Annotated in this window: 9 protein-coding genes; 1 reads left to right on the top strand and 8 read right to left on the bottom strand. The window is 52.3% G+C overall.

What is annotated here, in order from left to right:
* Positions 1–20: 20 nt before the first annotated feature.
* The 8 genes from ltrA to mobI all read right to left on the bottom strand — a co-directional run bounded on the left by ltrA (position 21) and on the right by mobI (position 20,460).
* The gene (gene ltrA, locus NP603_RS15980; protein WP_256611949.1) at positions 21–1,322 is read right to left on the bottom strand and encodes a group II intron reverse transcriptase/maturase; all 1,302 of its coding nucleotides are present in this window, start codon (positions 1,320–1,322) and stop codon (positions 21–23) included.
* A 249-nt stretch (positions 1,323–1,571) separates the two neighbouring features.
* Entirely contained in the window at positions 1,572–1,742 is a 171-nt protein-coding gene (locus NP603_RS15975) for a hypothetical protein (protein ID WP_256611948.1), read from the bottom strand.
* A gap of 233 nt (positions 1,743–1,975) precedes the next feature.
* Positions 1,976–2,215 carry a hypothetical protein gene (locus tag NP603_RS15970; RefSeq protein WP_371928885.1) on the bottom strand — a complete coding sequence of 80 codons (240 nt, stop codon included), beginning with the start codon at positions 2,213–2,215 and terminating at the stop codon, positions 1,976–1,978.
* Between the two features lie 56 nt (positions 2,216–2,271).
* Complete coding sequence (locus NP603_RS15965; RefSeq protein ID WP_256611947.1) at positions 2,272–14,340, bottom strand: right-handed parallel beta-helix repeat-containing protein; 12,069 nt, start codon at positions 14,338–14,340, stop codon at positions 2,272–2,274.
* A gap of 194 nt (positions 14,341–14,534) precedes the next feature.
* Positions 14,535–15,125 (bottom strand): cohesin domain-containing protein, encoded by a 591-nt coding sequence (locus NP603_RS15960; protein WP_256611946.1) that lies wholly within the window; start codon positions 15,123–15,125, stop codon positions 14,535–14,537.
* Between the two features lie 54 nt (positions 15,126–15,179).
* Positions 15,180–17,729, bottom strand: a complete 2,550-nt coding sequence (locus tag NP603_RS15955) for an Ig-like domain-containing protein (RefSeq protein WP_256611945.1) — start codon at positions 17,727–17,729, stop codon at positions 15,180–15,182.
* Positions 17,730–17,753: 24 nt separating this feature from the next.
* Positions 17,754–18,794: a hypothetical protein gene (locus NP603_RS15950; RefSeq protein ID WP_256611944.1), complete on the bottom strand. Its 1,041-nt coding sequence runs from the start codon at positions 18,792–18,794 to the stop codon at positions 17,754–17,756.
* Between the two features lie 658 nt (positions 18,795–19,452).
* Positions 19,453–20,460, bottom strand: a complete 1,008-nt coding sequence (gene mobI, locus NP603_RS15945) for a conjugative transfer protein MobI(A/C) (protein ID WP_140911939.1) — start codon at positions 20,458–20,460, stop codon at positions 19,453–19,455.
* A gap of 147 nt (positions 20,461–20,607) precedes the next feature.
* On the opposite strand from mobI, the gene NP603_RS15940 reads away from it, so the two are divergent.
* On the top strand, positions 20,608–21,570 hold a 963-nt coding region (locus tag NP603_RS15940; RefSeq protein ID WP_256611943.1), incomplete at its 3' end, for a ParM/StbA family protein.

Below are 21,570 nucleotides of genomic sequence, written 5' to 3'. Positions count from 1 at the left end.
CTCTCCAGTCAGTTGTTTCCTCATCGGGATTGGCTAGCCATCACGTAGGCTTCGTGTAACGAGAAAAGCCCGCGCTCGGCAAAGTAGGCATTCTTCCAACGAAACGACGCGCTTTTGCTATTGGCGCAGCCCTGCTTCTTGTTCTGTTTCAGCAGGATCGCGCGCAGTCGCCGCCTCACAAAGGCATCCAAGGTGTTGAAGGTGTATTTGTGCGCGTGCTTGAAATAGCCGAACCAGCCTTTCAGTACCGGATTGAGCTTCTGTATCGTCCGCTCAATCGACTCGCCGGACGTCCGCCGGGTTCGCAACCGAATCGCATCCCTTACCTTGTTCAGACTTTTACGTCTGACCGTCCGCCGCCCCGCTTCGAATCGGTAGCCCAGGAATTCGAACCCCTGGCCCGGTTCCCGACAGTCGCCAATGTGCGTCTTGTCAGGATGCAAGTTCAAGTCGTTTTCGGCCATCCAGACGCGGACACTTTCCAACGCGCGTTCGGCCTCTTCCCGACTTTGACAGAGAATCACGAAGTCGTCGGCGTAGCGTACCAGCCGAAAACCTTCCCCCGTCAGCTTCTCGTCCAAAGGATGCAGATAAAGGTTCGCCAACAGCGGACTGAGCACCGCTCCTTGGGGCGTACCTTTCATCGGCGTCCAGCGTCTCGCTTCCAGCAGAATGTCTTGTTCGAGAAATTGCCGGATCAACGTCAGAACGTTGCCGTCGCTTATCGATGCTTCGACCCGTTTCATCAGCCTTTCATGCGCAATGTTGTCGAAGTAGCCTTGTATGTCGGCATCAACTACCCAGCAATAGCCCTCTTTCAGACCTTGATCCACCACTCTGAGCTCGTCTTTGCATCCGCGCCCAGGCCGGAATCCATAGCTCGTATCCAGAAATTGCCGTTCGAAGATCGGTTCGATGACGCTTTTCAGCGCCGCTTGTACCACTCGGTCCTTGACCGTCGGAATGCCCAGCGGGCGCGTTTTACCGTCGCCTTTCGGGATTTCGATCCGTTTGACCGCTTGCGGTCGGTATTGCCCCGTTTTCAGGGTTTGATGCAGCTCCTCCAAGCACTGCGCCGCCTGTGCGTCGAAGCGATCGATACTGACTCGATCGACGCCCGCCGCTCCCCGGTTGCGCTTTACCCGTTGCCAGGCCGCCATCAATACCTCAGGCCGGTAAACTTTGTCGTACAAACTGAACCATTTGCCGCCTTTGACACCGTTTGCCAGTGCCGCCAACATGCGTTCCGTCCAGACAGCCGTTTCCACCCACGACTTTTGCGGTCCTTGGGTCTCTGTCGCTTGTTTAGTCGCTTCCGACACTCGGTGACTCCTCTCGGTACGTTGTCTGTCTTTCTCGCATCAACTTTCCTACCTCCCTTCCCTCGACGCGGGTTGTGTTGTCCCGCGCTTTTCCGGCGATGTCATTGTGTTTAGGTTCAGGAGGCCGCGCCTCGGTTCTAATGACCCGGTTTCCCAGATCGGGCTGACCTTGGACAACTTCATCGCTTTACAGTACTACGAAGGCTCTGACTCCTGCCGGTGTTCTCTCCCTCCGACAGGTCTCCCTGCTTATCTCGCGTAAACTTCCGACCATTCCATCCCCAACCACTTGATGCGCTCCTTGATCGTTTTAGCCGCCATCGCAACGTCAAGGTCGATTTTCGGGCTTCGCCATACCCAAGCAGGCTCGCCGCCACATCCCGCCGAATCGGGTTCGTCTCCTACGGACTGGTCGTTCATCGCCAGTTGCTCTCCACCCCACCTCGCGGTGACGCAGTTACTTTTGATTACGGAGTCATGGCTTTCTCCGACACGGACTTTCACCGTGCTGTTTACGCGCCTTCGCAGGCGCACTCAGGCTTCGACAGGCTCAGCCCGAACGTAATACCAGTAATAAATAGGGCCGGGTTAGTAACAATTCTTCCGGCATTCGATCAATTTCCAGAAAATATAAAACCTACGTTCAGAAATATTCATTTTAATTGGCTTTGTTCGCAATCATCTATTTCAAAGTCGATGCCGCCGAGCCAATTTACAGGATAAACACCTTGCTTAACATAACGGTGAAAACTCGAATAAGGCAAATCGATAATCATTTTAACCAAGCCAGGTTTTACCGGATTGAAGTGTAAATAATCCATGTGCTTTTCGTAATCATGTTCGTCCCAGATCGAATGTTCCCAAAAAGGAACTCCGTCAAATACCGCATCCACCTCTTTTAATTCGGATCTTGAAAGGTCTTTCAGCGTTTGGACAAATGCCTTACGTGTTAAATGAAAGGTAATAACAAATACTCACCTGCTTCCAGCCCTAACTCTCTTGCTTTATCAAACTCTTCATATCCTTCCAATATTGGCGGCGGCAGAAATTTAGGTAAATATTTCGGGAGGAAATACCCCAAAGGATCATTAAATGGCTGTAAAAAACAATCTGGTAAACAATCACCTTTATTGCACGACGAATTAAACACATCAGCTACATAATTAAAAGTTTTACATTTTAAATAACACTTACCTGCATCTTCTAAATAGTCTTTTCCTAAAATCAAAGCCCCTCGGCCTAACACTCCAAGTACAAGAGGCACAAACTCCCCTGTGGGGTCGTAGTATTTTATTGGATTTACAAACGAATATTGATACAAATTGGCTTGAATAGCTTTTCTGTCAGAATCTTCCGAAATATATCGACTTAGTTTTGCATCATAATAACGCTGTAGGTTATAAAATAGGGTTGTTTCTTGATCATAATACTGCCCTGGAAACCGCAAATTATTCTCCACCGCAGCCAGCGAAACGTGCATATTGCCGAACGCTTCCTGCCGGGCGCTCCAGACCACCAAACCATTACTGTCGACCATTTTCTGCGGCGTCATCAAATGGTCGTGCTGATACCAGTAATACTGGCCATTCACCCACTGGAATAAAGGGCCAGTGCTCCACAGCGAATCCGGCTGATAGCCATAAGACTTAATCAATCCGCCCTGCCCATCAAATTCACCAACCAAACCTTCTTCGGCATAAGCAAAGTGCGTGCGCACCCCAGCCACATCTTTCCACAAACGCCGACCGAACGGATCGTAGTAATACTCGGCTACCGCCGAGCCGTCGGTCCGTTCGACGCGAGTCAGGCGGTTGGCAATATCGTGCCGATAGACGCGCTGGCTACCCAGCGCGGTTTTGGTTTGCAGATTGCCGTTGGCATCGTAGGCAAAGTTATTGCCCGGATAAGACAACAAGCGGTTGTTGGCATCGTACTGCCATTCACCGACGGTATTGGCCGCGGTTTTACGGTTACCCAATGCATCGTAGGTATAGGCTTCGTCGGTCAGGGTCGGGTTGTCCACGCCGGACAAACGATCCAAGACATCGTATTGATAGGCATAGTCGCCGTGCTCGGTCAGTTTGCCGGTAATATTGCCGCCAGCCGAACGCTGGTAGCGGTAATTCAGTAAGGTATTTTGCAGCGGGTCCTTGCTGTGAATTTGGTTCACCCGCTGCAAGGCGTCGTAGGTGTAATCGGTAGTGACGCCGCCGGGCAAGGTGACCCGGTTCGGGCTGTTCCAGGTGTAACCGTTGTAGGTCACCCGCTTGCCGTCCGGCAGTTCCAGTGCGATCAAACGGTTGGCCGCATCGTACAGGTAGCGGTAGGTGACGCCGTCCGGCCCGGTGAAACTTTCCTTCTGGCCGTTGGCGTAGTAGCTGTAGGCCGTGGTCAGCGTAAAGCTGCCGTAATCGGTGGCGGTGGAGGTCAAGCGCCCCAAGGCATCGTAGCTGTAGGTGGCCGAGGTGGTGCCGTCGTCGTAACCGGTGAGTCGACCGAGCTTGTCGTAGCTGTAATGAATGGTTTTGACCGGCGTCTGACTCTGGCTGTCGGCAAAGTGCTGCTCGCTCAGCAAGCGGTTGGCGGGACTGTATTGATAACGAATCGCCTGGCCTTTGGCATCCAGCAGCGCGATGCGGTTACCGGCTGCATCGTATTGGTAGTGCGTGGTTTCGCCCATCGGCCGGATTTCGGCGGTGACTCTACCGTTACGGTCATGCTCGAAGCGGGTCACGCCGCCGTTAGGATCGGTCAACGCAATCAGCTTGCCCAAATCGTTGTAGGCAAACCGGGTTACGCCGCCGGCCGGATCGGTGGTTTGCCGCAAGCGGTTTAACGCATCGTATTCATGGTAGGTGGTGCGGCCTTCTTGATCGGTTTCCGCAGTTACGTTACCGCTGGCGTCGTATTCGCGGCTGACGCTTTGTTGAGTATCGGCATCCAATTGATCGGTGTTACGAACCACGCGTTGCAGTCGGTCGTAATACAGGCGGGTGCTGTATGTTGGATAGTCGATTTGTACCGGTTTGGATGAGTCGGCAAATACCGTACCAGTGTCGTCGTATTGATAGCGGATTTGATAGCCGTTATTTTCCGGGCCGACCTTGGTTGCCAACAAGCGCTGTTCGTTGTCAAAGTCATTGACCAGAAGACTACCGATTTCGTCGGTCACCAGTACTGGCAGACCATCGCTGTTATAGGAAACAGTTTTTGCATGACCCAGCGGATCGGTGACGCGCACGACTTGTTTGCGCTGATTGTAAGCGAACTCGCGGCGCTGACTATTTGCATCAACGGTGGCTACCCGATTGCCGTTTCCATCGAACTCAAAGACAGTTATATTGCCTTCCGGGTCTGTTCTACCGATCAAGCGGCCTTTGGCATCGTAAGTTAAGTTCCATTCGTTGCCACGGGCATCTTTTACTTTTATCGGGTTGCCGGACGGGTCGTAAGCCAGGAACTGGGTTCTATTGCCTTCTGGATCTGTCAAACTTGCCAGATTTCCATCGGCTTCGAAACTAAAACGAGTGGTTGCACTAGAGGTGTCGTCGTCGCCGAGCAAAGTCATTTCGTTCAAATGACTATCCGCGTCGTAGGCATAAATCGTTACCCGTTCGGCGGGTGTACCCTTGGCTTCGACCCGGCGGATTAGATTGCCTTTGGCGTCGTAGCTGTATTCTGTGACGTTACCGCGCTGATCGATCTGGCGCTTGATTTGATGATATACATTTTCGTACTCGAACTTGGCTTCGCTGTCGTCTGGATAGACGATACGAGTAATTTTGTCCCATTCGTCGCGGGTAATCCGGATGACGTTACCTTTTTCGTCGGTGCTGATGTCTGTGCGGCCGTCGGTTTCCTCGGTTTTAACGCGCCGACCGTTAACCGCTGAGCGCAACACGTCGCCGTCGTCACTGTACCAGATTTCAGTAATCTTTCCGGCCGCAGTTTTGATTTGGGCATAGCGTTCCTTGACGGCTTTGTCGTAACCGAACTCGAAATAGGTAGCCCGACCTTCGTCATCGACAACCGACGCCACGTCGCCGTTGCGGTGGTAGCCAATTTGCACGGCTCTGCCCAAGGCATCGACTTTACTCACCAAGCGATTTTTGTCGTCGTATTCGTAAGCTAATTCTGCACCGGTTGGGTCAATCACTTTGGTAAGCAGATCGCCGTTATAACGGTATTGGACTTTGCGGCCGGCTTTATCGGTCACACTCAATAGAAGTCCGTCAGTATTATATTCAAACCATAAAATTTGGTTACTGTTGCGGTCTGTTAGACCAGATGGATGCTTGGTTTCCGAATCGTTGTAGGTCAATTTCCATGATTGAGAAGCTTTACTACCACGCGCTTGTATTCGGCCAATAGCATCGTATTGTTCCCAATTGCCGTCAGTGTCTTCCCATGTAAAACCAGTCTCGCTTTTTACAATACGATATTTATGATTACGGAAAACTGCTTCCGAGCCAAATATAGCGGGCTTGTAAATAACGCTGCCCCTATCAATAGACACTATGAGCCCTGTGTAGACATCTTTAGTCAATTTAAGGCGAGTTCGTTCGTGCTCCCAATGCCATTTATTGTCATAGAAACGGCGTTCAACTGAAACATATCCGTCAAGAGACTTAATTTTTAAATCTTCGACAAAATCTTGATATTCCCGCAGAACACCGTGCACTGAACTACCTGTCGGAATGTTCTTTAGGCCACCACGAGGCTTTAACCCTCGCGGACACGGCTTTTGTGGCTCATCTGGATTAGCAGCGGGTATACAGTCATCCGGGTTTAGTGGATTTGCTGGTGGTCTATAAGAAGGCTGAGTTCCTGAACCTCCCGAGCCGCCACCAATACTTATTGTTCCGCCAGAACTGCTGCCATAGCCTCCACCTGCGGGCACTCTCAAGCCTCCGGCAGTGCCAGGCCCGCTTTTACCAATTCCGCCATACAAAGTCGGTTTACTGCATTTACCACGCGCATAATAAATGTAGTGGTAAACAGCAGATGAACGTATCTGACCGTTAATACACTTATAAATGTACGACACCCTGACTTCATATCCCTTAACAATACAGTGATTGGTGCTTGGCCTCTCGTTTCCTGGATCACTTGGATCACTTGGATCATTTGGATCATTTGGAAAAGCTCGTATTTTATTAAGAGCCACAATTCTATAAGGTACCGTTACCCTTTCTTTGGCTTCCAACGTAGTCGGTAATGCGCCCATTAGCTCTATTCGAAACCCGTTATCGCCAGACGGTACCTGGAAGTTCAACTCCTCCGCACGAATTAGCCCATAATTTGTTAAAGTCAGCTCACCGTAATGTACTTCGCCCGGATTCATATCCGGAATATTGATCGACGCAGGCTCCATTACCACTACCGGCGCCGGCACGTCGGTTTCGTAGGTGGCATTTAGCGTGATCTCGTAGCGGTCCTGCAGCGGCACCTCGGTGACGCTCCATTCCACGCTGACCAAATCGTAATCCAGGAACACTTCCTGAACCTGAGTCAGACCGGGTTTGACGGTCAAACGGCCTATGACTTCCTGGTGGTTGGCGGCCGTGGCTTTAAATTTGTAACGGCCCGCCGGCAAGTCGGTAAACAAGGATTCGCCGGCTTGATCGCTGGTCTGGGTGCGGTCGATCGAGGTAACCGCCTCGTTTTGCAGGCGAATCTGCGCGCCCGCCAGGCCGGGAATCGCGACGCCGTTACGATCCAGTGTTGCGGTATAGATATTCGATAGATGGAATTTGACCTGGCCGATACCGGACTGGGTGACTGCGGCATAGACATTTACATCGACCGGATCGGTATCGGCGCTGGACAAGCGCAGACGGAACTCCTGCAAGCCTTCGGCTACCGCTTGATTGGGCGAGAAGGCCAAGGTAACCGCTGTCGTCTGGCCAACGGCCAAAGTATCGATGCGAGCCGGCGACACCAGGGACACCCAGGACGGTGCCGGATTGCCGCTTGGCGTCATTAAATCCAAGCGCAAGTCGTGTAAATCGGCCAGACCTCGATTGTCCAGCGTCAGGGTTTCCGTCGCCGAGGCGCCACGCGCCACGCCGGTTTCCAGATAACCGGGGCTAAACGCCAATACCGGCTTGGCTTCGCTGAGCGTGTAATCGACGCGGACCTTGGCCAATGTTTGGCTGCCGGCTTCGTGACTCTTGATCGACAACACCACTACGCCGCTGGCTGGAGCCGTGCCATCCGCGCGGAAATTAACCGTTACCGGTACGGTGTCTCCGGGCGCCAGGTCGACCGCCGGCGGCAGGCTCAATTGAATACCGGCCGGCAGTGCGCCGAGCGGTTGGTCGGCCGCTTCGAACGCCACTCTGACCCCGGTCGCCGCCGCCCCGCTGCCTGCGCTCAGTCGCAACGGGATATTTTGATCGACATTGCGCGGACTGGTCAGTTTGATTTGCGACAAGTCGGTTAAAACCCGGCCAATGCTGAATTCGCTCTGGAGCGGACGGTCCTGCAAATCCGGATGAATCGCTGCCACTTGGTAGCGGCCGGATTCTCCCGGCAGCGGTTTGAAGCGGTAACTAAACTGGCCAAGCCGGTCGCTCACCACATCAACCACCCGCTCGAATCCGTTGACGCTGATGACCAACTTCAGCGGCGCCCAAGCCAAAGCCTGGTTGCTGCCATTGTCCATCGCACGGCCGCTGATCACGACATCTTCATTGCCGAACGAATGCGCCGGGCTGATCGAACTAATCTCGCCACGGTAGGCAACATCCACCAATTTCAGCGGACGCTGCGTCTTGTTACCCGCGATCGCGGCCTCGCCGCTCCGGCCCAGATGGTAGTAAAAGTGGTCTATTTCGCCATAAAGGTAGACGTTGTCCGGCGCCGCCAGCGGAACTGAAATGGTGACGGGTTCGGAAACGAAGGTCTCGCCGGGCGGGATACGGATTACGGTTCTACCATCCGGCAAGGTGACGGCTTTTGCATCCAACGACTGGCGGAATGCGCGAGTGGCCAGGACATTGCCGTCCTGGTCGCGTAACTGGAAGCGAATTTCGTCGGAATCGGCACCGCCGCGGCCCAATGCCGTGACAATTTCGATTTCGGCGGAGCTGCTGTTGAACAAACTGAAGCGAACTTGGCCATTGGCACCACGGACAAAATCCGCACTCAGCAAGTTTGCGACCAGTGCGCCTTCGCCTACCGATATTTTGGAGTTACTGATAATCCGCGAAACTTCCCCGGTTTCGGCTGCCACTTCGACGGTACTGGTCAAATCGGCGGTATCGGCCAGATCGGCATGGCCGGCGAAAATGACCGGAATCACGCGCGACTCGCCGGCCGCCAATGTCAGGCCTTCGGAACTGTAATGGTAAGCGCCGATTTGCGCATTGACGCGCAAAACGGACAACGGCCGGTCACTGCCATTGGTGACGGTGTAATCCAGGCGATTCATCAGTCCTCGCGCCAGACCGCCGGTTGGCGCCGTCACGCTCACTTTAGGCAACAAAACTTCGCGGCGCGGACCTTCCGCGCCATTGGCATCGACTTGGGCTACTGCATAGTGCCGCTGGGTTTCCGCATAACCGGTATCGGTATACGTCGGCGCATTCAACGGATTTTGATTCAACTTCAACCACAATCCGTTGTCGCGCAGGTAAACGTTAAAGCCGTTATCGCCTCCGCTGGTTTGCCAGTTCAATTCAGGCAGGCTTTGATCGGTCTGCGCGACCACTAACTCGCTGACCGGCAACAAGGTGAAGTTCAGATATTGCGAAGCGGCCGGCAACGATTCGTTACCCGCGGCATCGACTGCGGTAACGCTGTAATAGTGGTCTGCGGGCGACGGCGATTGATCCAAAGCAAACAATTTGCTTATATCGCTGTGGATGGCCGTCAAATTCGCCACCGACTGAATCGCAGCGGCGCTGCGGTAATAGCGGTAACTCAAACCCTGTTCGTTCGCGGGCGCCTGCCAATCGGCGCGGATACCCGAGCCGGTCAAGACCAACGCCAGCCCGGTTGGCGGTGTCGGCGGCGTGGCATCCGCGTTGACCTCTACGATCTCGCCGTAACCGCTGACCGCTTCCTGGGCATTGGCGCTGCGCACCGATGCAATTGCGTAACGGTGAGCGCCATCGACACTGGTCTGGTCGGTCCATTCAGTCATCGAACCGGTACGCCGATACGGCGTCAGTTCGTTTTCGCCGGGCGCAGCCCGGAATAGTTGGTAATCGACCGCTCCGTTCACCGGTAACCACTGCAATTTTACCCGGCCACCCGCCAAACCTTGGCCGGATAATCCGGACGGCGGATCCAAAGGTTGCAATTGGCCTTGATAGACCTGAAAGCGATTGCCGCCGACAATCGGCTGACTGGGGTTGCCGAGATCGTCTTCGGCCTGAAGCGAGAGGGTTAAGGTTTCGATTTCGGCCAAGCCGGCATCGGCGGGCAATGTGAAACTGGCGGTCCAGACCTTGGCCGATTGCCGAGTCAGGGCAGCCTTTTGTTCAGTCCTGGCCGGCCCGGAAAGCTGGTAGGTCAACTCGGGCGTTGCGTTGTGGGCCAATTCGGCATCCAGTTCCAATTCGACTTGCAAAGCTGCCGGTTGCGGATCGTTTTTAATCGGATCGCCCGGCAACACATTCAAGCGGACCACTTTGGGACCGTCGGTATCGATCTGGATCGTCGCACCGGCATCGATTTCGGTTCCGCGATTACCGTAACGGTCGCGGGCGGAAAACACGGCATAGGCGGTACCTGTCAAAGTCTCATCGCTGATATCGAAGACGCCGTGGTAACGGGTATCGCTTAATTTGGCCAGTTCCACGGCAACCGGCGCACCACCGTCCGGGGTCAAGGTCAGGAACGGTTTTTCCGACAGTGTCTCGCTGACATCGACATCCACGGCAACCCGACCGAGCCCCATGCGCCCAGAATTGGCATCGAAGGCTCCTGACGGGGTATAGCTGATCGCGGTCGCACGCGGCGGAGTGGCATCGGCTGAAGCATTCGCCTGATTCGATACCGCACTTGCGGTGCCGGCATTGTTCACCACAACCAAACGGTAATAATACTGCCCGTCGATGCCGGGAAAATCGTCGAAGCTGGTCGCCATCAATAGCTGATTATTGACTCGTGTGGCTTGTGCAATCGATTCGAAGGGGCTTGCGGAACGGTACAAAGCGTACCCAGCCACGCCGTTGGCCTGAACTGCGTTCCAGTTCAGCCGGATCACGCCCGATTCGCGACTGACGGCTGTCAGACCGGCCGGTGTGGGCGGTATCGACGCATCCACAGTCACTAACACTGCATTGCTCAAAGCACTGCGCCCGCCTCGGTTTTCAGCGGCCGCCTGCAGCGAATTGCTACCGAGTTGCAACGCTATCGAACCTAGAAAGCGGTTATTGCTATCCAGTGCCAGCGGCCCGGCAATTTGCACACCATTACCGAACAGCACGATCTGGCTGCCTTTTTCGGCAACGCCGCTAACCGTGGTCTGCAACTGGTTGGTCAACAAACCATTGGTCGGGGCCGCGATTGTGGGTGCGGCAGGCGCACTCAATGCGATAGTGAGATTGACGGTGGTTGTGGCTTTGTTACCCAAGGTATCGTAGGCGTCGATTTGCAAGACATGGGCGCCGTCGCTGAAGCTGGCGATGTCCCAAAACGCCGAGAAACTATTGGAGCCGATGCTGTCCGTCGCAAACAACTGGCCGTCGACGCTGAATTCGACCCGGCCGATCCCGTTGTTGTCGTCTGCGTTGATAGCCAGGGTTCCGGGCTTGCCCAAGGACGCTCCGCTGGTTAACGGTTGATTGTTGAAGCGGATATTCGAAATCACCGGCGCCGATTGCGGCAAGTCGGCGCCATCGATCACTGTAAAAATTGTCGACACTAAGCCGCTATTGCCCAGTCCGTCCTTGACCAAGGTACTGACGCTATAGACATCCTTGGCTAAGGGCGAATTGGCAGTAAATATCAATTCGTTGCCGGAACGGCTCCATTGGCCGCCGATTAAGCCTTGGGCCTGGCCGGCCACTCGGGCAGAAGCCAATGCCTGAGTGTAATCGATAGCACCTTGACTATCAGACAGGCGGATGCGGACTTCGGACAAAGGACCGGTCACTCGCGCACCGTTGGCCGGCGTGCTGCCGGAGATGGTCGGCGCCGATGTATCGCGAACGACTCTTAGCATCACGCTATCACTGCGGTGGCCTTGCTCGTCCACCGCATAAAGGGTCAGTAAATTGATGCCAGAAACCAGGGGAACCGGTACTGACCAAGCGGTCTGGGCATCGGGCGCCACCACGACCACACCATTAACAGCGATGCCGGTTGCAGCCGATTTCAGCCCGGATAGGGTAATTTCCGTTTCGGCGGTGGGCGAAGCCACCGGCGTCACCGACGGCATCGGCAATATCATCCTGCCGCCGTATGCGCCGAGTTCGGTGCCGTCACTGCTGGCGGCTTTGGAGGGTGAATTTGCGGCAAGGTGCCGGTCGTTATCGGAATATTGCGGGTCAATCGATTGTTCGGTGGTTTTCGGGGTGGCTATGTAGGTGTAACTGCCGTGCCCATAGGTCCGGTCGGTACCATTGCCCCAGACGTTGTTGTAGCCGCGCGTGAAGTCGCTGCCGGCATACGCATATAGCCCCGTCCTGTTGCGCGTCACAATGTTGTTTTCGAACACCAGACTCGCTGACGGAAAATAAAAATACACCCCGTCGTCGCCGTTCAGATCAATGGTGTTGTAGCGTATCCTCGGTGCCGCAGAACTGTTCGAATAGATGCCGTAACCGCTGTTATCCACAATCAGGTTGTTCTCGATGCGTGGCGAACCGTCGTAAACCATTACACCGTTAGCGCAGCCGCTAATCAGATTGCGGCTGATTTCGTGCACTGGGCCGTACACGGAAATACACGTGCTTGCACCGCTCATTCGCGCGTGTTTGATCGCGCTGCCGGAGGCACTCGCACTTAGGACGATTCCGTTCCACTGGCTACCGGCAAATAATGCTTCGAACACAATCGGCTGCTGCGCGGTACCGACGATGCTGGAGACGCTATCGACGGTCAGGCTGGCGTTGGCCGGCACTTTGATGACCGTGCCGGGCTCGATGTCCAAGCGCCACGGCCGCGCCACGGTAACGCTGCCGGTCAACACCACCTCGCCGCTCCAGCGTTCGTTTTGTGTCAGGCTGCCGCTGGTAGTCGGCGTGGTGCTGTAGACCGGATCAAAGACCGGGGCTTCGCCGCCATTGCCATAGGCGCCAAGCTCGCCACCGGTCGCAGAGGCAGTTTTCGATGGTGAACTCGCCGTCAGGCGGCGGTCGCCTAGGTACGGATCAAGGTATTGCGGGTCGCTGGAAATCTCGCTGGCTTTCGGGGTCGCGATGTAGGTGTAACTACTATGCCCATAGGTCCGGTCGGTACCGTTGCCCCAGACGTTGTTGTAGCCGCGCGTGAAGTCGCTGCCGGCATAGGCATAAAGCCCGGTCCTGTTGCGCGTCACGATGTTGTTTTCGAACACCAGACTCGCTGACGGAAAATGAAAATACACCCCGTCGTCGCCGTTCAAATCGATGGTGTTGTAGCGTATCTTCGGCGCCGCCGAACTGTTCGAAAAGATGCCGTAACCGCTGTTCTCCACAATCAGGTTGTTCTCGATGCGGGGACCTCCCGAGTTCACCATGATCCCGCTGCCGCAACCGTTGAAGATGTTGTGGTTGATTTCGTGGGCGGTGCCGGATAGGCTCAAACAGGTGTTGGCGCCGGTGATCTGTACATGCCGCACCACGCTCGCCGCCGCATCGTTGCCAATCGTCAAGCCGCTCCAGCGCCCGCCTGCCGAGGGCTCGAAAATGATCGGCGACTCCGCCGTGCCCACCAAGCTGGCCAGACTGTTGACCGTCAAACTGGCATTGGCCGGCAGCTTGATCCGCGTGCCCGGTTCGATCACCAGCCGCCACGGCCAATTCACCGTCACGTCGCCGGTCAATACCACGTCGCCGCTCCAGCGCTCGTTCTGCGTCAAAATGCCGCTCGTGGTCGGCGTCGTGCTATAGCCGGGATTGTAAACCGCGACGTTGCCGCCATTGCCGTAGGCACCGATCTCGCCGCCCGCGCTGGACGCGGTCCTGGAGGGCGAACCGGCGTTCAACCGCCAATCGCCCAGGTAAGGGCTTTGGTATTGCGGGTCGCTGGAAATCTCGCTGGCTTTCGGGGTCGCGATGTAGGTGTAACTACTATGCCCATAGGTCCGGTCGGTACCGTTGCCCCAGACGTTGTTGTAGCCGCGCGTGAAGTCGCTGCCGGCGTAGGCATAAAGCCCGGTCCTGTTGCGCGTCACGATGTTGTTTTCGAACACCAGACTCGCTGACGGAAAATAAAAATACACCCCGTCGTCGCCGTTCAAATCGATGGTGTTGTAGCGTATCTTCGGCGCCGCCGAACTGTTCGAAAAGATGCCGTAACCGCTGTTCTCCACAATTAGGTTGTTCTCGATCTTCGGACTGCCGCTATCGACATATACCCCGGTTGCATTCTGCACAATATGGCTATTGGCAAGAATGACATTGGTTGCCGACGAAAGATAAACGCCATTGCCGGTACATTCGCTGATCACACTGTTGGCGATATCCTGAGTACCGCCATTAACGGTGACACATGTCGCTGCGCCGCGAATCCGGGCTTGGCGAAGATTGGAGCTTGATCCGGCATTGAGGACGATTCCACCCCAAGCCTGGGCCGGATCATCGCGACGAAATTCGACATTTTGTTCGGCCAAGCCTTGCACCGATAAACTACCGTTGACCGTTAACGCAGCACTCGGCGCAAAAGCCAGCTCGGTTCCGGCTGCAACCGTCAGGGTCGCGCCGGAGGCAACGGTGATGTTGCCGGCAACGTGATAAGGAACACCAATGTTAGGCCAAGTGGTGTTGGCGGTAATGGTTTGGGCCGGAATTTCCTGGGCAGGTGGATTCCCGGCAGCGGCAAGTGTTGCCTGAATCGATAGCATCAAAAAAGCAACAAACATCCAAACTGTGAGCTGAACTCTTCCCATTACCATGTGAGTGTTCCTTCGGTGGAGAAACCGGCATGCGTATGAGCCCCAGACTGTGTCTTAAGGCTTAGTGGTTAATCAAATGTTCTAACGTGCGTGGCTATCTGATCCTGACGCTGTGCCGCCGGCATCGGGGATGTTACGGGACGGCACAGCCCAATCGAAGATCAGCTCTGGATCGGTGTCGATTTAGTGCGTAATCGCGATTTACCCGTTATCCAGGCACATCCGGTTGCAAAGAGCAAGAATGTGGGGGGCAGAGGAACTGGAGCAAGGTAAACATTGCCATTTTGGGTATCAAAGCTGGCGATACTCGCGGCGAGCGAGTCCGACAAAACCACAGACGACAACGTCAGATTGCTGGAACCCGGACCGATCGCCTTAAAATTGATGGTTGCCAGTATCGCAGGCGAAGTAATATCCAAACCAGCCGCAAAGGTGGTCTCGGAAAAGCTGATCGAATTCGCATTGATTTGGCTGGTTATCGGCCAGGTGTCGGCGCCGAAAAGATTGCCGCTGGTGATGGAATCCGCGGAAATAAGCCCACCATCAAAATCAAGATTGAATTCAAAGCCGGCCAGATCGCTGATATCCGATATCAGGATGTCCACGCTAAAGGTTGGATTATCCGTGATGACAAGATTCTGATCGACGCCGCCTCCGGGAACCATGTCTACCGACAGTTTGGCGGCAGAGGCGTTGAAAGCTGTTAATGCCAGCGCTATTGCGGACGCGGTTATCATCGAAAGTCTTGACATGTAATCTCCTGTCTTTTCTGAGTCATCAAATTAAATGGAAAGCTGCTTGCCGGCTCACTGTGTTGCGCACTTGGGCCTTGTGCATAGTAACGTTGCGGCGCGGTAATCGAGTACGTTGATCACGCCGTCCTTATTGATGTCGGTCGGCGAGTTTTTGAAGAGGTTTAAATCGTTGGTATCGACATCGTTGTCGAAATCCAGATCGCCAGCCAATCTGACATTCAGTAGCACTTGATCGAAGTCAACATTGCCGTTGGGGTCGGCAATATCCAGGCGGAAAAGGTAGTCGCCCACCAAATCGGGGGTAAGATTCAACTCGCCACTGTGGGCAATAGCCTGGAGCACATTAGCTACATTGCTTCCTGTCGGAGCTCTAACCAATGCCCAATTAAACGACAAGCGATTTGCGGCATCGTCAGCGTCGTAGCTATCCAGTCCCCGAACCAGTACCGGCGAACCTTTGGAAACGACTTGGTCATTTCCGGCATCGGCGACGGGAGCGACGTTAGCGGAAGATGCGTAGAACTTTGCTTGCGAGGTGGATTGTTTGGCACCGTCAGACACCGACAATTCCAAGGTGTACTCGCCTTCCACATCCGGAATCAAACCACTTTGAACCTGATTATTGGAGTTTATTTTGGAGGAGCTGCCCGAAGGGGTTGTTATGATTTTCCACGCGAATCCCAGTTGCGGATTGGGTGAGCTATCCGGATCGAAGCTGGGCGATCCATCCAAGTCGAGCAAGGTGTTAACCGGTACCTGTTTCGGCAATGACGCGATAAGCGCATTAGGGGCGATATTGCCTTGCAACGGGTCTGCCGCGTTAAATGACGATTCAGCGGAGTTGCTGGTACCGTTGGCATCGGTCACGACCAGCTTGAGCCGATAATCGCCCGGTAGGTCTGGCGTCAGTAATGGTGAAACCGTGTTCTGCAGATTCAGCTTGGCCTTACTTCCAGTCGGTGGTGTCAACGTCCACTGGAAACTCAAGGCATCCTTATCGACATCAAACGACTCCGTTCCATCGACGATGATCGCTTGATTGATTTCTTGGTGTTTAGGTACCCGGATCACGGCGACAGGGGCATCGTTCAGCGGCGTCACCGTTACCGAAACATTGGCTTGAGCCATTCCCCCGTGTCCATCCGAAACGGTATATTGGAAACTATCGTTACCAAAGAAATCGCCGTCTGGACGATAAGTCAACTGGCCACCGGAAATTTCTACGCTACCGTGGCTGCCTTGAGTTACTGCCGTAATGCCCAGTAGGTCATTGTCGACATCCGAGTCGTTACCAAGCACGGAAACCGTTACAGGCTGATCCTCACTGGTACTGGCTTGATCCGGCGTGGCTAAAGGCAAATCGTTCACCGAGACAACAGTGATCTGAACCGTAGCGGAACTGACGCCGCCTCTTCCATCGTTTACGGTATAACTGAAGCTGTCAACGCCGTGATAATTCGGCTTTGGCGTATAGGTTACAGTCCCGCCATTGACCGAGAGCGAACCGTTACTGACTGAACCGATCGACTCCAGAGCCAACCCATCTTGATCAGGATCCTCATCGTTAGCCAATAGTGCCACTGACACCGCCGAATCTTCTTGCGTGCTGACTTGATCGTCAGTGGCCCGCGGAGGGCTGTTTATCGCACCGACGTGGACTTGTACCGTAGCCGTGTTGGATTCGAGGCCTTGGCTATCTTTTACCGCATAGGTAAAACTGTCGCGGCCTTTGAAGGTTGTATTCGGTACATAGCGAATCTGACGATTAATGACGCTAACGCTACCGTTGCCGGGAGACGACTTCACCAACAATTCCCCAGCAGGAATGCCGTCTTCGGTATCGGTATCGTTGGCCACCACGTCTATGTTCAAAGTTTCGCCAACGCGAGAGTTAAGCTCATCATTGTGGGCGACGGGAGCGCTTCCTATGTCCGCCAAACGGATCACTCCATCAACGAGATTACTATCAATCGGACTCCCCTGCCCGAACAGGAAAAGAGCGCCTGCGTTACCGGGAATTAACTTAGGAGTCACCGTGATTTGCCCATTATTGGGAAAGTTCGTGCCTGCCATGCAACGAAACTCTATGAGCGATCCAGCACCCGTCTTTGGCGAGATAGTCGACAAGTCCCCTCCCAGACCGAAGGCATATCGAGCACTGCTACCGCCAAACTCATTTTTTAGCGCCAATAAGGTCCCAGCGCCTTTGCCGCCGAGGAAAAAGTCACCCAAGCCGGATTGAAGCTGCGTAAGCACATTGGGGACGATAGTCTCGCTGGGCGCTCCGGGATTCAAAGACGCAGAGCACGTAATTTTGTCGGCAGGAATTGGTAATGACGGAAGATTTTGTAGAGTTTGAACAAGATTTATCGGACCAGAAAATGCCAAGTCGAGGGCAAATGAGGATAGCCCGGGCAAAGGTACATTGTTAACCCCGACCGCAAAACGTATTACTCGATTGGCGTCCGGCTTTATTGTGGTGGGCGTTACCAGAATTTCTGACTTGACTGCGGCTGTGTCCGCTACAACCAGGCTGGAGAAACCTGTTGTTATGATCAGAGCCAGCAGTTTTTTGTATTCACTGCGAGTTAAATCAGCCATGTATTTTGCCTTGTCCTCAATCTACTAAGGTTGAGCAGCGGAATTCTCTACCTTGCCAAATACCGATAAAAATAAATTGAAATCGCCGAAATCCACAATCTTGTCGTTATTTAAATCGAAATCAATATTGAAACTACAGTTCGGCGATTGGCTAGTTTTGCTGCTGCCGAATTTTCCGATAAACAAATTGAAATCTCCAAATCCGATATTGCCATCGCAATTAAAGTCGCTGCCCTTGCCTTCCGGTGAGAAACACGACTCCAGTGCTTCAATTTTCGCCAGAGGCGGGTTATCGAATTGCTTTACCAACCTTCGAACCTTTAGTGGAATTTGAGTATTAGCCTCGCAAGATAAACCATCGAGTTGACTGATTTCGACACTTTCCCCACCAACAAGATTGAGACTTTTTAGCGTGGATTTCGAATAGAGATTATTTAGATCAACTAAAACAGTAGAAGAACTTTGCTCCTGAACGGCAAATGACGAAACAGGATATTTTGACTTGCCTGGTATAGAAAAAAATACCAAAACGCCAGGTGCGGCAGAAACTCCATCCGGCTCAAACACTGTCTGCTTTATCAGGTCGTTGGCGATAGGCTTTCCATCATCACCGATGCGGGTAGTTTCCAATGTTGTGTGAACTTGGGAATAGATATCAGCCTCTGGAAATGTACTGCTATTACCGGATTTACTGAAGGTTTCACCAGCCACAAAATAGTCGGTATCGGCTAACAAACCTTTTACGTCAATTTTTACAATTCCACGTTGCAAAGCATCTAGAGGGCTTACGGTGGAAATCGTCAAATTGTTGGTTATCTCATATTGCCCTTGGCTGTCAGCATAAACGTGCAACTTTGCCGAATCGACCGCTTCACTAGAAACCCAAACAACCGAAAATGCGCGCGGCGTTACATCGCTGAAACTTATATTATATATTTCAGCAAAACAAAACGAGGGCAATCCGTAAAAAGTAAACAGTATGATCGCTTGAAAAGCACAGATGTTTCTCTGCCGAGCTGTTTTGCATATCGAACCTGAATATCTTTTAGCGGCGGAATAACGCATATTTGTCCGTTGGAGAAAAACCATTACCAAAGCAAGTCATTACAGAGCAACCGATTGGTCTGCAATCCGGAAAAGCAACTAAAAACACTACTCTAATTTTGTAACTAAATTAAATATCAACGAAACTGCGTAAATTTGTATTTTTAAACTACGCTTCATTCCTCTTTATCCCATCCATTGGTTTAGTTATTGATATAAGGTCGTAAAATTAAACTATTTCAGACTTGGCGTTACAGTTTTTCGTGATTAAACCCTGCTTGGAAAATGGGTAGCATAGACACATCGGTTGCCAATCTTTTTCCAAGAACTAACTAGCTCCTAGGCTGCTGTGGCACCTAGGAGCTTTCAGCAAAATCTGCACCATATTATCTATTTTTATGATTTCATTTATATCTTCTTAAAAGAACCATGTTTACAATCTTAGTTTTGTAAAAAATTCTGACACTTTTGTTCGTCCGTGAGGACAAAGCAATGGAGCTGAAGATGTCAAAAAATCCGAGAAGAAAACATTCACCGGCCTTCACAGCGGATCTGTGTACAGTACCTGTAAAAATAAGGCGCGTAGGGGCTTTTCGGAGACAGTCGATGGGTGACCGGTGTGGGAGTAACATTCGGCAAAGACGGCATCCATCGACACAAATACGCCATCAACTATCGCTTACGAGCAGTCAATATTTTGGTAATTCAATAATGTTTCTTTTATGCCGGATAGAATGCAAATCATTTTCCTGATTCGAACCAATTCTTCTTCTGTGTCCCGAACAAGTTGTGCAAACCATTCCGGCTCAGACATAATTATTTTTTCTAAAATTGTATAAGTATTAATGTTTCGCGGCTTTTTGAACCGTTTTTTTTCGAATACCCTTTTCCCAACAAATTTGGCCTCAAACCACTCTATGCTAATCGAGTTGCTGCGATTGTTTTTTATCCTAAGTCCAAGCGAAATTGACGGATATTCTAAGGCGACGCTCTTTCGATTGTTGCTCCAATAATAAGTCACGTAATATTCTGCCTCTTTATGAAGAATTGCTCTCTGATTGATAATCCATTTATTAACTTCATTACATGATTGCCTGTCACTTTGATTCAATGGCATGCATATATTTTCAGAACCTTGCCCCCTCTCTTTTAAGATCGACTGGGTTATATCATCATTACCATAAGAAGAGGTTGACTCATATCTAACAATATGAGCAATAATTTTTAGCAAATAATGCTGCAGCTTTCTGATGCGCTCGATTTTATTTTCCGTCTCATTCGCCAAGCTCTTTAACTCTATGGGTGCTTCGACCAAATAATCATCTATATAATAAATACGAAATCGATTACTTTGTAGATTGAATTTCCTCGTTTGAACGAATTTGTTTTGTTCCCACTTACCGATACCCCATGTAACAGCGAATCTATCGTTTGTCATTGGCTCTAGCTTAATACCCAATGGATAACGATCGACGCCCACAATTGTTCTAACCAAACCAGAATAGTTGTCCGTATATTGTTCGATGATTAAACTGGCCTGTTCACGCAACTGGTCAAGCTGCTTGAATATCCACGCGCATACTTCGGGCGGAGTTTTATAATGATGGTATGCAACCGTCCCGGTCAAGTTACAGGATCCCGTCTCGACCATGGCCTCACCTTCCTTGCCTGAGTTGAAAACTGCCATGCTAGCGTATTTGAAAATCTAAACCCGTTGGCAAAGTGCATTTCAGATGCATTTAGCCAGCGGGTTCCTTTGATCGATCTTGGTAAGATCGACGCGCGTCTATCATCAGTCGCCAGACCTTTCCATTACGTAATCAGGACTATATTCATGTTTGTACTCGGTTTAGATATTGGTTATTCGAACGTTAAGCTCGCATTCGGTGATCAACTTGCACCACCAACCACAAAATTATTTCCCGCCGGGGCTGCACCCGTTGAACACTTGCCCCAAGCAATCGATCGGGCGAGCGATACTTTACGTGTCACGCTCGACGGCGTCGCGTGGGGCGCTGGCATAAGTGTCAGCAAACTGAGCAATTGGAACCGTGCTCTACATCAGGACTATACAAACACCTCCTCTTACAAAGCGCTGTTTTATGCCGCCTTACTATCATCCGAACGTTCTGTTATCGACGTCTTGGTTACAGGTCTCCCAGTATCACAATGGCAAGACAGGTCAGCGCGGCAAGCATTGGCCAATCAGCTCAAAGGTGTTCACCAAATTACCCCGAAACGGCAAGTCGCTGTAGAACAGGTTCACGTCGTTCCGCAGCCAACCGGCGCCTTCGTCGAACAACTATTTACGACGCAAGACAGACGTTTAAGCGATGGCCGGGTATTAGTGATCGACCCAGGTTATTTTTCGGTGGATTGGGTGCTATTGAACGAAGGTGAAATTGTTTCTGCGTCGTCCGGAACCAGCTTAGAAGCTATGTCAGTGTTGCTAGACAAGACAAGTGAATTGATTTGCGACGACCATGGAGGCAAATTGACCCCTGAAAAAATTGAGGATGCTTTGAGATCCGGAAGCAGTAATGTGCTATTGCTGGGCCAAGAGATTATTCTCCAGGATTATTTGGCCGCGGCTGCACAATCGATCTCGATGATCGCATTAGAAGCCATGAAACAATCTCTCCGCCGAGAGAAGGGTTCTGTTGATATCGTCTTACTGGGCGGTGGTGGCGCATCCCTTTACCAGAACGCAACTAAAGAATTTTTCCCCTTGAACCCCATCTTTACGCCATCGCAGCCAACACTTGCCAACGCGTTAGGCTTTTTCTATTTCGGGAGG

The organism is Methylomonas aurea (assembly GCF_024505045.1).
GTDB lineage: Bacteria > Pseudomonadota > Gammaproteobacteria > Methylococcales > Methylomonadaceae > Methylomonas > Methylomonas aurea.
This window is presented reverse-complemented; position numbering and strand designations above follow the sequence as displayed.